General features: G+C 36.8%; 14 protein-coding genes. 4 read left to right on the top strand and 10 right to left on the bottom strand.

Going from position 1 to position 14,455, the window contains the following annotated elements; genetic code table 11:
* Positions 1 to 15: 15 nt before the first annotated feature.
* The 4 genes from lpdA to pdhA form a co-directional block, all read right to left on the bottom strand.
* A complete protein-coding gene (lpdA, locus tag DET63_RS15785) occupies positions 16 to 1,428 on the bottom strand; it encodes a dihydrolipoyl dehydrogenase (RefSeq protein WP_002014851.1) in 1,413 nt (470 codons plus the stop codon).
* Positions 1,429 to 1,433: 5 nt separating this feature from the next.
* A complete protein-coding gene (gene pdhC / locus DET63_RS15780; protein ID WP_113937181.1) occupies positions 1,434 to 2,723 on the bottom strand; it encodes a pyruvate dehydrogenase complex dihydrolipoyllysine-residue acetyltransferase in 1,290 nt (429 codons plus the stop codon).
* Between the two features lie 93 nt (positions 2,724 to 2,816).
* Positions 2,817 to 3,794, bottom strand: coding sequence for a pyruvate dehydrogenase complex E1 component subunit beta (gene pdhB, locus DET63_RS15775; protein ID WP_000068162.1), 978 nt, complete (start codon positions 3,792 to 3,794; stop codon positions 2,817 to 2,819).
* Between the two features lie 3 nt (positions 3,795 to 3,797).
* The gene (gene pdhA / locus DET63_RS15770; protein ID WP_000536893.1) at positions 3,798 to 4,913 is read right to left on the bottom strand and encodes a pyruvate dehydrogenase E1 component subunit alpha; all 1,116 of its coding nucleotides are present in this window, start codon (positions 4,911 to 4,913) and stop codon (positions 3,798 to 3,800) included.
* A 513-nt stretch (positions 4,914 to 5,426) separates the two neighbouring features.
* On the opposite strand from pdhA, the gene DET63_RS15765 reads away from it, so the two are divergent.
* Both DET63_RS15765 and def read left to right on the top strand, forming a co-directional pair.
* On the top strand, positions 5,427 to 5,576 hold the full coding sequence (locus DET63_RS15765) for a YjcZ family sporulation protein (RefSeq protein WP_002014847.1): 150 nt from the start codon (positions 5,427 to 5,429) through the stop codon (positions 5,574 to 5,576).
* A 167-nt stretch (positions 5,577 to 5,743) separates the two neighbouring features.
* A complete protein-coding gene (gene def, locus DET63_RS15760; RefSeq protein ID WP_002014846.1) occupies positions 5,744 to 6,298 on the top strand; it encodes a peptide deformylase in 555 nt (184 codons plus the stop codon).
* Positions 6,299 to 6,360: 62 nt separating this feature from the next.
* Here def and DET63_RS15755 read toward each other — a convergent pair whose 3' ends face one another.
* Entirely contained in the window at positions 6,361 to 7,134 is a 774-nt protein-coding gene (locus DET63_RS15755) for a Cof-type HAD-IIB family hydrolase (RefSeq protein ID WP_113937180.1), read from the bottom strand.
* Positions 7,135 to 7,682: 548 nt separating this feature from the next.
* On the opposite strand from DET63_RS15755, the gene DET63_RS15745 reads away from it, so the two are divergent.
* Positions 7,683 to 7,895: a DNA-dependent RNA polymerase subunit epsilon gene (locus DET63_RS15745; RefSeq protein WP_000576436.1), complete on the top strand. Its 213-nt coding sequence runs from the start codon at positions 7,683 to 7,685 to the stop codon at positions 7,893 to 7,895.
* A gap of 4 nt (positions 7,896 to 7,899) precedes the next feature.
* Positions 7,900 to 9,567: a ribonuclease J1 gene (gene rnjA / locus DET63_RS15740; RefSeq protein ID WP_002033834.1), complete on the top strand. Its 1,668-nt coding sequence runs from the start codon at positions 7,900 to 7,902 to the stop codon at positions 9,565 to 9,567.
* A 38-nt stretch (positions 9,568 to 9,605) separates the two neighbouring features.
* On the opposite strand, the gene DET63_RS15735 is transcribed toward rnjA, so the two are convergent.
* The 5 genes from DET63_RS15735 to DET63_RS15715 form a co-directional block, all read right to left on the bottom strand.
* Positions 9,606 to 10,271, bottom strand: a complete 666-nt coding sequence (locus DET63_RS15735) for a potassium channel family protein (RefSeq protein WP_000504033.1) — start codon at positions 10,269 to 10,271, stop codon at positions 9,606 to 9,608.
* A gap of 83 nt (positions 10,272 to 10,354) precedes the next feature.
* A complete protein-coding gene (locus DET63_RS15730) occupies positions 10,355 to 11,221 on the bottom strand; it encodes a hypothetical protein (RefSeq protein ID WP_002014843.1) in 867 nt (288 codons plus the stop codon).
* Between the two features lie 273 nt (positions 11,222 to 11,494).
* A complete protein-coding gene (locus DET63_RS15725; protein WP_113937179.1) occupies positions 11,495 to 12,625 on the bottom strand; it encodes an N-acetyldiaminopimelate deacetylase in 1,131 nt (376 codons plus the stop codon).
* Positions 12,626 to 12,686: 61 nt separating this feature from the next.
* Entirely contained in the window at positions 12,687 to 13,409 is a 723-nt protein-coding gene (gene dapD, locus DET63_RS15720) for a 2,3,4,5-tetrahydropyridine-2,6-dicarboxylate N-acetyltransferase (RefSeq protein ID WP_113937178.1), read from the bottom strand.
* Positions 13,410 to 13,480: 71 nt separating this feature from the next.
* Positions 13,481 to 14,365: a transcriptional regulator CcpC gene (locus DET63_RS15715; RefSeq protein ID WP_003191095.1), complete on the bottom strand. Its 885-nt coding sequence runs from the start codon at positions 14,363 to 14,365 to the stop codon at positions 13,481 to 13,483.
* Between the last annotated feature and the right edge of the window lie 90 nt (positions 14,366 to 14,455).

Raw genomic sequence — 14,455 nt, 5'->3', positions numbered from 1 at the left:
TTTACATTACTTAAATTATTTTACAATGTGAATTGGCATTCCAAGAGCAACTTCAGCTGCTTCCATTGTGATCTCACCTAATGTTGGGTGAGCATGGATTGTTTGAGCGATATCTTCAGCTGTCATTCCAGCTTCGATAGCTAAACCAATCTCAGAGATAATATCAGAAGCACCTGCACCTGCAACTTGTGCACCTACAAGAAGACCATCTTCTTTACGCGTTACAAGTTGTAAGAAACCGTCAGTGCTGTTTAATGATAACGCACGACCGTTTGCAGCGAATGGGAACTTAGATACAGCTACTGTCATTCCTGCTTCTTCAGCTTGTTTCTTAGTGTAACCAACAGATGCTAATTCTGGATCAGTGAAGCATACTGCAGGAATTCCGATGTAATCGATTGCTGATGCATGGCCACTAATTACTTCAACAGCTACTTTACCTTCGTAAGAAGCTTTGTGAGCTAATGGTGGTCCAGGAACGATATCACCGATTGCATAGATGTTTGAAATATTTGTACGGCATTGCTCATCAATTTCGATAATGCCACGGTCAGTCATTTTAATTCCAACTTGCTCAAGACCGATTTCTTGAGTGTTTGGACGACGACCTACAGTTACTAATACGTAATCTGCTTCTACAGTTTGGATTTCACCGTTAACTTCAAAGCTAACTTTTACGCCAGTTTCTGTTTCTTCAACGCCTTTAGCCATAGCTTTTGTATGGATATTTACGTTACCTTTTTTCTGTAGAGCACGTTTAACAACAGAGCTCATAGCTTTTTCGAAACCAGCTAAGATTTCGTCGCCAGCTTCTACTACAGTAACTTCTGTACCGAAGTTAGCATATGCAGTACCTAATTCCATACCGATGTAACCGCCGCCGATTACAACAAGTTTTTTAGGAATTTCAGGTAAGCTTAAAGCGCCTGTAGAGTTGATAACACGTTTAGAGTATTTGAATCCTGGAATTTCGATTGGTGTAGAACCAGTTGCAAGAACAGCATTTTTAAACGTATAAGTTTGTGCTGCATCTTCAGTCATTACGCGTAATGTGTTAGCATCTACGAAGTAAGCTTCACCGCGAATGATTTCAACTTTGTTACCTTTAAGAAGGCCTTCAACACCGCCAGTTAATTTCTTAACTACGCCGTTTTTCCATTCTTGAACTTTTGTAAAGTCAACTTTTACGTTCTCTGCAGTGATACCCATATCATCAGAATGCATTGCATTCTCATAACGATGACCTGCATTGATTAACGCTTTTGAAGGAATACATCCAACGTTTAAGCATACGCCACCAAGGTTAGATTTTTCAATAATCGCTACCTTTTGACCTAATTGTGCTGCACGAATTGCCGCAACGTATCCACCAGGACCTGCACCAACAACGACTGTATCTAATTCAATTGGGAAATCTCCTACTACCATTGTTATTACGCCTCCATTACTAATAATTGTGGGTCATTCAATAGACGTTTAATTTGGTTTAATGCTTTTTGAGCAGTTGCGCCGTCAATTAAACGATGGTCAAAGCTTAGAGATAATGCTAATACTGGAGCTGCAACGATTTCACCGTTTTTCACAACTGGTTTCTCAGCGATACGGCCGATACCAAGGATTGCTACTTCTGGGTGATTGATAACTGGAGTGAACCATTGTCCACCTGCAGAACCAATGTTTGTAATTGTGCAAGAAGCACCTTTCATTTCAGTTGGAGCTAAACGACCATCACGTGCTTTACCAGCAAGTTCATTGATCTCGTTAGAGATAGTAAAGATAGATTTACGATCTGTATCTTTAACAACTGGTACTAATAGACCTTTGTCTGTATCAGCTGCGATACCGATGTTGAAGTAATGTTTATGAACGATTTCTTGAGAAGCATCGTCTAAAGCAGTATTCAACATTGGGAATTCACGTAATGCAGATGTTAAAGCTTTTACAACGTATGGAAGGTAAGTTAATTTAATACCTTTGTCAGCTGCAACAGCTTTGAACTTCTTACGGTGAGCAACAAGTTCTGTTACATCTACTTCATCCATTAATGTTACGTGAGGAGCTGTATGCTTAGAGTTAACCATTGCTTTCGCAATCGCTTTACGGATACCACTCATTTTCTCACGAGTTTCTGGATATTCACCAGCTGGGATTGGTTGTGCTTTTGGTGCTTCTTCTTTCGCTGCTGCTGGCGTAGCTTCTACTGCTGCTGGAGCCTCAGTTGCTGCTACAGTTTGTCCACCATTTGCAAATGCCTCGATGTCAGTTTTCACAACACGGCCGTTCTTACCAGAACCAGCTACTTTATGAATATCTACACCTTTTTCACGAGCATATTTACGAACAGATGGCATAGCGATTACACGCTCATTTACTACTTCTGCAGTTGCTGCTGGAGTAGTTTCCGCTGCTGGAGCTTCTACTGCTGCTTCTTCAGCTTTTGGAGCTTCATCATGATCGTCACCTTTAAATTTAAGGTTTTCGTATCCAGGAGCATCAAATTTAATTAATGTATCTCCTACAATTGCAACTGTTCCTTCTTCTACAAGTACTTCAAGTACTTTACCTTTAACAGGAGAAGGGATTTCTACTACTGCTTTATCATTTTGTACTTCAAGAAGTACATCGTCTTCATTTACTTCATCGCCTGGTTTAATAAACCATTTTACGATTTCACCTTCGTGGATACCTTCACCGATATCTGGTAGTTTAAATTCAAATGCCACGGAATTCAGCCCCCTGATTCATTTCATTATTATGGAATATGTACAAAAGAAACCAGCATGTGCTGATTTCTTTTGCACATGAAAAACTAAAAATTAGAAGTTCATTACTTTGTTAACAGCTTCAACAATATCTTTATGGTTTGGTAACCATACGCTCTCAGCTTGAGAGAATGGGAATACTGTATCAGCAGCTGCAACACGTACAACTGGAGCTTCTAAGTTTAAGATTGCACGGTCGTTAATTTCCGCTACAACGTTAGCTGCAATACCAGCTTGTTTTTGAGCTTCTTGAACTACAACTACGCGGCCTGTTTTTTCAACAGAAGCGATGATTGTTTCGATATCTAATGGTTGAACTGTACGTAAGTCAACAACCTCTAAAGAGATACCTTCTTTTTCAAGTTCTTCAGCAGCTTTTAATGCAGCATGAACCATAGCACCATAAGCGATAACAGATACATCTGTACCTTCACGTTTGATGTCAGCTTTGCCTAAATCAATTGTGTAATCACCTTCTGGTACATCTTGACGGAATGAACGGTACAATTTCATATGCTCTAAGTAGATAACTGGATCGTTGTCACGAATCGCAGAGATTAAAAGACCTTTTGCATCGTATGGAGTAGATGGAATAACGACTTTTAGACCAGGTTGTTGTGCCACTAATCCTTCTAAGCTATCAGCATGTAGTTCAGGAGTATGAACACCACCACCGAATGGAGAACGAATTGTTACTGGAGCAGTCCAACGTCCACCAGAACGGTAACGCATACGAGCTAATTGACCAGAAACTGAATCCATTACTTCATAAATGAAACCGAAGAATTGGATTTCTGGAACTGGACGGAAGCCTTCAAGTGCAAGTCCAACTGCAAGTCCACCAATACCAGACTCTGCAAGTGGAGTATCCATTACACGATCTTCACCGAATTCAGCTTGTAAACCTTCAGTAGCACGGAATACTCCGCCGTTTACACCAACGTCTTCACCAAACACAAGTACGTTAGGATCATTTTTCATTTCAACGCGTAAAGCATCAGTGATTGCTTGAATCATTGTCATTTGAGCCATGGCTTACTTCGACTCCTTTTCTTTGTAAATTTCATATTGTTCAGCTAAGTTGTAAGGCATTTTTTCGTACATGATTTCCATTAAATCAGTAACTTTTTGTTTTGGAGCTTGGTCAGCCTTAGCAATTGCTTGTTTGATATCTTCTTTTGCTTCTTCGATAACTTTCTCTTCAACTTCTTGAGACCATAGGCCTTTGTTTTCTAAGAATGCACGGAAGCGTACGATTGGATCTTTTTGTTCCCATTCGTTTTCGATATCTTTTGTACGGTAACGAGTTGGGTCATCACCAGCCATTGTATGTGGACCATAACGGAATGTTAAAGTCTCGATTAAAGTAGGACCTTCGCCATTTACTGCGCGCTCACGAGCGAAAGCAGTTGCTGCGTATACAGCTAATGGATCCATACCGTCTACTTGAATTCCGTAAATACCTGCTGCTACTGCTTTTTGTGCTACAGTTTTAGCTGCAGATTGCTTTTCTACTGGAGTAGAGATTGCATAACGGTTGTTTTGTACAACGAAGATTGCTGGAGCTTTGAATGCACCCGCAAAGTTCATACCTTCGTAGAAGTCACCTTGTGAAGCACCACCGTCACCAGTGTAAGTAATTGCAACAGATTTTTTACCACGTAATTTCATACCTAACGCAACACCAGCAGTTTGGATGATTTGCGCACCGATAATGATTTGTGGAGCAAGTGCATTTACATTCTCAGGCATTTGGTTACCCATGAAATGTCCACGAGAGAATAAGAATGCTTGGTATAATGGTAGACCGTGCCACACTAATTGTGGAACGTCACGATATCCTGGTAAGATGAAATCTTCTGCTTCAAGTGCGAAATGACTTGCTAATTGAGAAGCCTCTTGTCCAGCAGTTGGTGCGTAGAAACCTAAACGTCCTTGACGGTTTAAAGAAATAGAACGTTGATCTAGTACGCGAGTATACACCATACGGCGCATTAATTCTTTTAATTGATCATCAGATAATTCAGGCATAGCTGCTTCATTCACAACTTCGCCTTTTTCATTTAAAATTTGTAATGTTTCAAATTGAGCTGCGATAGCTTTCATTTGCTCATCAACATTAAATAGGGTCTTTTTTGTTTTAGTACCCATTCCGTTCACCTCTTCCTCTCTTGAACCATATTCTGAAACGCTTTCACTATCTATTAGCTAGACTGAAAGCGCAACAATGTAAACCAACAAATTTGTTTGTCGGTTGAGAATAAATTTGTGTACCTAACAATCTGTACTAATGTTTTTTCAAAAACATATTAATACAATCTTGATCACGTTTTTTAGTTTACAACTATTCTAATTACGATGTCAATTACTTTGAATACGTTTTTTTATAAATAATATGCCGGTTTCCTCTACACAAACGTGTTTTTATTTTTCACATCTGTATTAGTAAGCAATAACCTGCTGTTATATTATTCCCTTTTTAACTTATTTTTTCTCTTAGAATAATATGTAAACGATTTAATTCTCCTTAGTTTTTCTCTCTTCTCAAGAAAATTATACAAACACTTCTTCCTTTTATAGGTAAATACCTATACATTTCTGATCATTCCTCCATACATTATAGTAACCGCAGTATTAGCGGGAAATGATAAAGGAGGTCATCTCATGTACGGATACTCATATTGCTATCCAACAACTTGTTCATATCCTTCCTACGGTTATGGCGGTTCTTGTGGCGGATCTGGAAGCGGCTTCGCCTTAATCGTTGTGTTGTTTATCCTTTTAATTATCGTTGGCGCTGCTTGCATTCGCTAATTAATGTAAAATGAAACAACTATGGAAAGAAACAGACGGCTTTGCCGTCTTTTCTTTTTATTACATAACTTATCTGTAGAAGATTTGTTTCCAAGTAGCTCTTCCTTACTTGCCGATGACTTTTTTTATCTCCTTTGGTAGACTAAAGGAGAAAGGAGAGATTACATATGCTTACAATGAATGAGGTAATTCGTGAAGGAAATCCTATTTTGCGCGACGTCGCAGAAGAGGTCTCCTTACCTGCTAGCGAGGAAGATACAAATACTCTTAAAGAAATGATTGAATTTGTAATAAATAGCCAGGACCCTGAAATGGCTGAAAAATATAATTTACGCCCCGGAATCGGATTAGCGGCTCCGCAAATCGGTATTTCAAAGAAAATGATTGCGGTTCATGTAACTGATACGAACGATACGTTATATAGCTACGCATTATTTAACCCAAAAATCATTAGTCATTCTGTTGAACGTACATATTTACAAAATGGTGAAGGCTGTCTATCTGTAGACCGTGAAGTACCTGGTTATGTCCCTCGTTACACAAGAATTACAGTAAAGGCAACAACGATTAACGGTGAAGACGTAAAACTGCGATTAAAAGGTTTACCAGCAATTGTATTCCAACATGAAATCGACCATTTAAACGGTGTTATGTTCTATGACCATATTAATAAAGACAATCCATTTGTGGCTCCCGATGATTCAAAACCTCTCGAGCGATAATAGTAAAAAGGCGGAAGTTAACCTTCCGCCTTTTTATTATATGAAATGGGTTCCACACTTACTTATAACAAGCCAGCCCACTTTAATCCGTGATAAATACCGTCTTCATTAACATCTTTTGTCACATAATTAGCAAGTTTTTTCAAATCCTCATGACCATTCCCCATCACAATGCCCGTTCCTACTGCTTCAATCATTTCTAAATCATTTAATCCGTCCCCAAATGCATATACTTGTTCACGATTAAATCCTATTTTCTCAATAAACTTCTCAATCCCTTTTGCCTTAGAACCACCATTAGGAATAATATCCATTGAATATGCATGCCAGCGTATAAAATGAAAATCTGGATAATGATGAATAAACTTTTCTTCTTCGTTTACTTCACAAAAAAGAAGCGTTTGATAAATATCGCGTTTCTCATAAAAATCAGGTTCATATGCCGGATGCTCGAATTGTAAGCTTCCAAAACCTTCTTTTACATATTCATGATATTCCACTGACGCTCTCATTTCTTGATGGTCAAGATATACAAGTGGATATCCTTCTTGTTTTGCAAACTGAGTAAACTTATGTAGAGCATCCGGATGTAATGGATTATTAAATAATACCTCATCCTCAAATACAACATACTGCCCGTTAAAACTAACATAATTATGTATATTGAGTTCCTCACGAATATCTTCAAACATAAATGGCGCACGCCCTGTCGCAATCGCTACATGCACACCTTTTTCTTGTAAATCTCTTACTGCATCTCTTGTAGATTGCGGAATTTTCTTATCATGATCTAATAATGTTCCATCAATATCAAAAAAGACAATTTTATCATTCATTTGTCAAAATCCTTTCTGGCACTCTATATTCCTATTTTGATTATCACTTTTCAAATTTCAAAAAAAAGTATAACATATTAAACATCTGTGAAGAAAGCGTTCACTTTCTGACCTTATTTATGAAATGTGCATATACTATTAGTGAAAAAATGTGAATACTTGTTCGGATGAATTTTCTTTTCTATTCTTCCTCATACTATATCTATAACTAACGGCTACTAATCGTTACTACAAGATAACTTACACTATACTAAAAAGAACAAGATTCACTATTCACTTCTAATCTTCTTTCTTGTATGAGAGACGGAGTTATCATTAGTAATATGCATGTTTAAAATAAGGAAAGGAAGGAGTAATCATGCTGAAGAAGCTGAAGAAAAAGCTCAAGCGTTATTTAAACGATTTAGTCCGTAAGAAGACAATCGCTTAAATTGTGCCCATTTCGGGCTTTTTCTTCATTCTCATTCGAAAAAACATGAAAATCATGACTGTTTGCTTTATAATAAGTAACAGATAATGCAAAACATAGACAAGGAGAGGTTTTCCCAATGATTTTTAAAGTATTTTATCAAGAAAAATTAACTGAGGTCCCAGTACGTGAAAATACAAAAGTTTTATATTTAGAGGCTACGTCTCAAAAGGATGTTCGTAAAAAATTAAATAAGTTCGCATATAATATCGAGTTCGTTCAGTCTGTTACTGGTGCTCATCTTGAATATGAAAAACAAAACGCTGATTTAATATTAGCGGAGATCGTATAGTCATATGAAATTCCTAAAAAATGATCAAGCTGCCGTTTTTGCCCTCGGTGGTCTTGGTGAAATCGGTAAAAATACATATGCTGTTCAATTTCAAGATGAAATTATTATAATTGATGCTGGAATTAAATTTCCAGAAGACGAACTCCTAGGGATCGATTATGTAATACCAGATTACACTTATTTTGTGCGAAACGAAGATAAAATTAAAGGGTTATTCATTACACATGGTCACGAAGATCATATCGGTGGAATTCCCTATCTATTACGTCAAGTAAACATTCCAATTTACGGCGGAAAATTAGCAATTGCCCTAATAAAAAACAAATTAGAAGAGCACGGATTACTTCGTAAAGCAAAACTTTATGAAATTCAAGAAGATGATGTTATTAAATTTAAAAAGACATCTGTTTCCTTCTTCCGTACAACTCACAGTATTCCGGATTCATACGGAGTTGTTGTGAAAACACCTCAAGGACAAGTCGTTCATACAGGTGATTTCAAATTTGATTTCACACCAGTAGGTGAGCCAGCAGATTTAACAAAAATGGCCGAAATCGGAAAAGACGGTGTACTTTGTCTCTTATCTGATAGTACAAACAGTGAAGTGCCAAACTTTACGATGTCTGAGCGCCGCGTTGGTGATAGTATTCAAGATATATTCCGCAAAGTAGACGGTCGTATTATATTCGCAACCTTTGCATCGAATATCCATCGCTTACAACAAGTTGTTGAGGCTGCTGTTGAAAACAATCGTAAAGTAGCTGTATTCGGTCGAAGTATGGAAGCGGCTATTGAAATCGGACAAAACCTTGGTTATATCCGGTGTCCAAAGGATACATTCATAGACACAGCTCAGCTAAACCGCCTACCAGCTAATAAAGTTGTTATGTTATGTACAGGTAGTCAAGGGGAGCCGATGGCAGCACTTTCACGTATTGCCAATGGTACACATCGTCAAATTCAAATTATCCCTGGCGATACAGTTGTTTTCTCTTCTTCACCAATCCCAGGCAATACAATTAGTGTAAGTCGTACAATTAACATGTTGTACCGCGCTGGTGCTGATGTAATCCATGGTAAACTCTCAAATATTCATACGAGTGGACACGGTGGACAAGAAGAACAAAAGTTAATGCTACGTCTTATTAAGCCGAAATATTTCATGCCAATTCATGGTGAATATCGTATGCAACGTATGCATATGAAATTAGCGAATGATTGTGGTATTCCAGAAGAAAATTGTTTCATTATGGATAATGGAGATGTTCTTGCTTTACGTTCTGATGAAGCAAGTGTAGCTGGGAAAATCCCATCTGGCTCTGTCTATATCGATGGAAATGGTATTGGAGATATCGGTAATATCGTATTACGTGATCGTCGCATTCTTTCTGAAGAAGGACTTGTTATTGTAGTTGTAAGCATTGATATGAAAGAATTTAAAGTTGCAGCAGGACCTGATATCATCTCGCGTGGTTTCGTTTATATGCGTGAAAGCAGCGATTTAATCAACGATGCTCAAACATTAATTACAACACATTTAGAAAAAGTAATGGAGCGAAAAACAACACAATGGTCTGAAATTAAAAATGAGATTACAGACACATTAGCACCATTCCTATACGAAAAAACGAAACGTCGTCCAATGATTTTACCAATCATTATGGAAATATAAGAAAAAGGACAATGCCTCCTCGGCATTGTCCTTTTCTCTTATCTTAAAAAATGCTTAAAACGATCTACTTCATCGTCATGACCAATTACAATTAATATATCTCCCGCCTGAACGTTTTCTGTAGCTCGAGGAGATACGATAACTTCTTTTCCACGTTTAATTGCTACAATGTTCAAACCAAACTTCGCACGAATATCTAATTCAATTAAAGAGTGCCCATCAATTTTTTTATTTGCGATAATCTCTACAATACTATGCTCATCTGAAAGCTCTAGGTAATCTAACACATTACTTGATGCGATATTATTAGCAATCCTTTTTCCCATATCTCGTTCTGGATGCACAATATGATCTGCCCCTATTTTACTTAACACTTTTTCATGATAGTCATTTTGAGCTTTTACAGTAATATTTTTCACACCTAATTCTTTCAAAATTAACGTTGTTAAAATACTTGAATTCAAATTATCTCCAATAGCAACGACTACATGATCAAAATTACGAATACCAAGACTTTTTAATACCATCTCATCTGTTGAATCTGCAATTACAGCATGCGAAGCTATATTTGCAAACTCATTAATTTTATCCTCATCTGAGTCAATTGCCATTACTTCCATACCTAATTGAGCTAATTCACGGCAAATACTTCCACCAAAACGGCCAAGCCCAATAACAGCAAATTCTTTCTCTTTTTCGCCCACAGGAATTCCTCCAATAACATCAAATACTATGTACTTTTATTGTAACATACTTTAAATTCGCTACAAAAACCTGTATATACTTCTTATTTTTGTTTTTGCATATAAAAATACTGTTGTAAATAAAACGCGATACCGAAAATTAACATACCAAATACAAATATATTTCCAAATGAACTAAATGTTTCAAAAACGAACAATAGCGTTTCTTGTCCGAAAAAAGCAAATAAAAGTTGTGTAAATGCGAATAACAGTGCCAATATGTAATGATGTTGATGGAATAAATAATGTGTTGCGCCTAAAAAAGCTACAAGCGAAACAATGAAGATCCACCAAGTTTCTAAAAACAATTGCCAATTAGTAAATTGATATCCATTTACTAATATCGCAATAATTCCTATAACTGCCATCGTCGGCACACTCCATAATAATGCACGCCCTCTAAAGAAGTGCGCACCTTTTGCATCTCCTTTTTCATTTGCGATGTATGTTAGCACGACAGTACTTATATACAAAACAGAGAGGATTGTTAAAACAATGATAAGCCAAAAATGTAATTGATAATATTCATGTTCTATATTCGTCACAATTGCAGCTAACATACATGGAATAAACATCCCTGTCCAACCATCTATTTTTCTTTCGTTCCAAAACACCGTATTACCAATCCGAATTCCTAATAGCATAAAAATAATGATACCTAGTACAAATAACGTAGTCTTATTCCCTACTAAACTCGTTGAGAAAGCAATTAATCCAATAAATAAAAAAAGAACAAATCCATTCATAATTTCTAGTACAGGTGACAAATATCTTTTCACCCATTTGTATGTTTCTTCATATTCACTATTATTTGCTAAACGATAGGCGTAAAAACTTATCCCAAAATAAACCGCCGCAATAATAACATATGCATATAAGACGAAACATAAAATCGCACTGCTAATTTGCACGTAATTCCCCACCCTTTTTTCTATGTATCACATTGATTTTACACACTTTTCATACTAAAAGTAAACATATATAGGGTAGTTAAATAATTATCTTCCCTATTAGCAATAATTAATAATGAGCAGTGGCTAAAAACCCCCTGCTCATTATTAAGACGTCAAATTTAACTTTACTCATTTGTATGAAGATGTCTAACACTAACGAATACGAAAGATGTTTTCGTCTCTGAACTAAGAAGTCCCCACTCTAAACTATTGCACAATTAGCGAGTAAGTTCACTTTCTATTTCCCTTCCACTTCACATATTGATTTAAAAATAAAATTGCTTTCTCAATAACCTCTTCGTCTGGTTTTAATTTCGCATGATGTAAACCATATTCTGAATTTACTCCAAGCCAAAACATAAATCCAGGTATCTCTCGAAGCATATAACCAAAGTCTTCACCTGTCATTGCCTCCGTACACGTAATTACGTCCATAGTCGTTTGTTCACGTGTAAATTGCATAAACTCTCTCGTTAGCTCCTCATGGTTATACACTTGATGATACATCGCTCCGTAGTCAATAACAGCTTCACATTGAAAAGAAGCTTCTATTCCCGCAACAATTGCCTCAATTCGGCTTTTAACACGTTTCATTGATTCCACTGATAGCGTTCGAATTGTTCCTTCTAAACGAGACTTTTCTGCGATAATGTTTTGAACTGTACCGCCTGTAATTTTCCCAATTGTAATTACCGCACTGTCAAGAGGGTTCACATTACGACTAATAACTGATTGAAGTTGTGTAACGAGATGACTCGCTGCAACAATCATATCATTTGCTGTATGCGGATATGCAGCATGTCCACCTTTTCCTTTTAAATCAACGTATAGCTCTGATGTATTCGCAAATAATAAACCTTCTTTTGTCGCAATTGTTCCCACAGAGTATTCAGGCGCAATATGAAGTCCAAGAATCATATTCGGCTTCCATTCTTTTAACTCATCGCTTTCTAACATAGGAAGTGCACCACCTGGACCTTCTTCAGCTGGTTGGAATATAAACACAAGATCATCATCTATTCTTTCGCTTACAGCCGCTGTTAGAAGTCCTAAACCGATTGTTGCATGCAAATCATGTCCACATGCATGCATCATTCCTTCATGGACAGAAGAAAATTCATATCCAGTTTCCTCTGTAATTGGTAGGCCGTCTATATCTGCACGATAACCTATTATTTTTTCTGGATTTTTTCCATTTACTTTAACAATTACACCTGTTTTCCATGTTTTCACTTCCAAATATTCATTAGGAAGCGTTCCTATATAATCTAAAATATACTGTTGTGTTTTCCACTCTTTAAATCCGATCTCCGGAATTTTATGTAAATCTCTACGAACTTGGACAAATTTGCTTACTGTCATTTTTGCACCTCTATCTATAAAAAGCGTAAGAGCACATTCATGCTCTTACGCTTTTTATTTTTTATTTCTCTGGGTTTAATTGACGAAGCTCTTGTTTAATTTCAGTTTTTGCTTTTGTCTTCTCATCAATTTCTTTAATTACACGTGCCGGAGTCCCCGCAACAACTGTATATGGAGGTACATCTTCTGTTACAACAGCTCCTGCTGCTACAACTGCACCTTTACCTACTGTAACGCCTTCTAGAACAACTACATTTGCACCAATTACAACATCATCTTCAACGATAACTGGTTTTGCAGAAGGTGGCTCAATAACACCGGCAAGTACAGCACCTGCACCTACGTGACAGTTCTTACCAACTGTTGCACGTCCACCAAGCACTGCATTCATGTCGATCATAGTACCTTCACCAATTACAGCACCGATGTTAATTGTTGCATTCATCATGATAACAGCGTTGTCACCAATTTCTACATGGTCACGAATAATCGCGCCTGGCTCAATACGAGCTTTAATACCTTTTAAATCAAGCATTGGAATTGCAGAATTACGACGGTCATTCTCAACTACATAGTCAATAATGTGCTTGTTATTTTCATCAAGAATTGTCTTAATTTCAGACCATTCTCCGAATAATACACCAGATTTTTTATTTACAAATGCTTGTACTGTTTCAGGGAATGTTACCTCTTTTAAATCCCCTTTTATGTATACCTTTACAGGAGTTTTCTTTTCACTGTTTTGAATAAACGAAATAATTTCGTTAGCGTCCATCATTTTCATTCTTGTTGCCTCCTAAATCCATTTATAATGTTACTCTACCAAACGATAGAGCCAGTAGCAAGACAATAATCTTATTTTCCCATTTGAATTTCTTCTATAATTTCTAAAAATGCTTGTACTTGCTTCAACTGCCTTGCCGAGTCACTCGTCAATAACCATGTTTCTCTCGTTAATTGAACAGGTGTTTTATACATATTTTCCTGCACTTCTTTTAAAACAGTCGAAGGTAAAAGAGCATAACCTATTCCATTTAAAACAAGCTGTTTGCACGTTTCAATTTGGTCAACTACAATCGTTCGCTTAGGTGGATTTGAAAATAATCCATACCACCAATTTTGTATTTGTCCATAGTAGGTCGAATCACTTTTAAATTGAATAAATGGTCTATTTGTCTCTTTTAACATCGAAATATCTTTTATTTCTTTATCGACTAAATATAATTCATCTTCAAATAATTGTTGTTTCTGCCCTTTGTATTCTTGTGATCCTCTCAGTATAGCAACATGAACGTCTCCTTCATAAAATTGCTTTTGCACTTCACTACTCCAGCCAGTAAACAGAGATATCTTCACAGAAGGATACTTATGCACAAATTTTTTCAAAACAGGTGGAAGCCAATATTGCCCAATGACTGATGCAACAGCTATTTTTAACGTACCGTATGTTTCGGTTCTAAAAAGAGCCAGTTCACTTTTAATACCCTCTTCCCGTTGTAACATTTCTTTTGCATAATTTGCAACTTTTTCCCCTTCAGGTGTAATTGTTAATCCTTTTTGTGAACGAATAAAAAATTTCATTCCCCATTGTTTCTCCATAGATTGTAATCGTTGACTAAGCGCAGGTTGGGAAACAAATAAACGTTCCGCCGCTTTTCTCATATTTGATTCCTGAGCTAACACAACCATCATTTGAAAATCATCAATTTGCAACTTTCTCCCTCTTTCCTTAGCTTCCATACACCTAATTTTAATAAGCATTTCATCCTTAATTTAATTGCATACTTTTATACATTAGAACGGTTTGTTAGTTCAAACTTTTCTTATGCT

The organism is Bacillus sp. DB-2, from assembly GCF_003315125.1.
Lineage (GTDB): Bacteria > Bacillota > Bacilli > Bacillales > Bacillaceae_G > Bacillus_A > Bacillus_A mycoides.
The sequence above is the reverse complement of the archived record's forward strand: the minus strand, read 5'-3'. Positions and strand labels throughout refer to the sequence as shown.

What these genes read in the sequence shown, in the direction of transcription:
- pdhA (WP_000536893.1), bottom strand. Translation starts at nt 4,913, where the DNA reads ATGGGTACTAAAACAAAAAAGACCCTATTTAATGTTGATGAGCAAATG.
- lpdA (WP_002014851.1), bottom strand. Translation starts at nt 1,428, where the DNA reads ATGGTAGTAGGAGATTTCCCAATTGAATTAGATACAGTCGTTGTTGGT.
- dapD (WP_113937178.1), bottom strand. Translation starts at nt 13,409, where the DNA reads ATGAAAATGATGGACGCTAACGAAATTATTTCGTTTATTCAAAACAGT.
- DET63_RS15725 (WP_113937179.1), bottom strand. Translation starts at nt 12,625, where the DNA reads ATGACAGTAAGCAAATTTGTCCAAGTTCGTAGAGATTTACATAAAATT.
- DET63_RS15755 (WP_113937180.1), bottom strand. Translation starts at nt 7,134, where the DNA reads ATGAATGATAAAATTGTCTTTTTTGATATTGATGGAACATTATTAGAT.
- DET63_RS15765 (WP_002014847.1), top strand. Translation starts at nt 5,427, where the DNA reads ATGTACGGATACTCATATTGCTATCCAACAACTTGTTCATATCCTTCC.
- def (WP_002014846.1), top strand. Translation starts at nt 5,744, where the DNA reads ATGCTTACAATGAATGAGGTAATTCGTGAAGGAAATCCTATTTTGCGC.
- pdhB (WP_000068162.1), bottom strand. Translation starts at nt 3,794, where the DNA reads ATGGCTCAAATGACAATGATTCAAGCAATCACTGATGCTTTACGCGTT.
- DET63_RS15715 (WP_003191095.1), bottom strand. Translation starts at nt 14,365, where the DNA reads ATGGAAGCTAAGGAAAGAGGGAGAAAGTTGCAAATTGATGATTTTCAA.
- rnjA (WP_002033834.1), top strand. Translation starts at nt 7,900, where the DNA reads ATGAAATTCCTAAAAAATGATCAAGCTGCCGTTTTTGCCCTCGGTGGT.
- DET63_RS15745 (WP_000576436.1), top strand. Translation starts at nt 7,683, where the DNA reads ATGATTTTTAAAGTATTTTATCAAGAAAAATTAACTGAGGTCCCAGTA.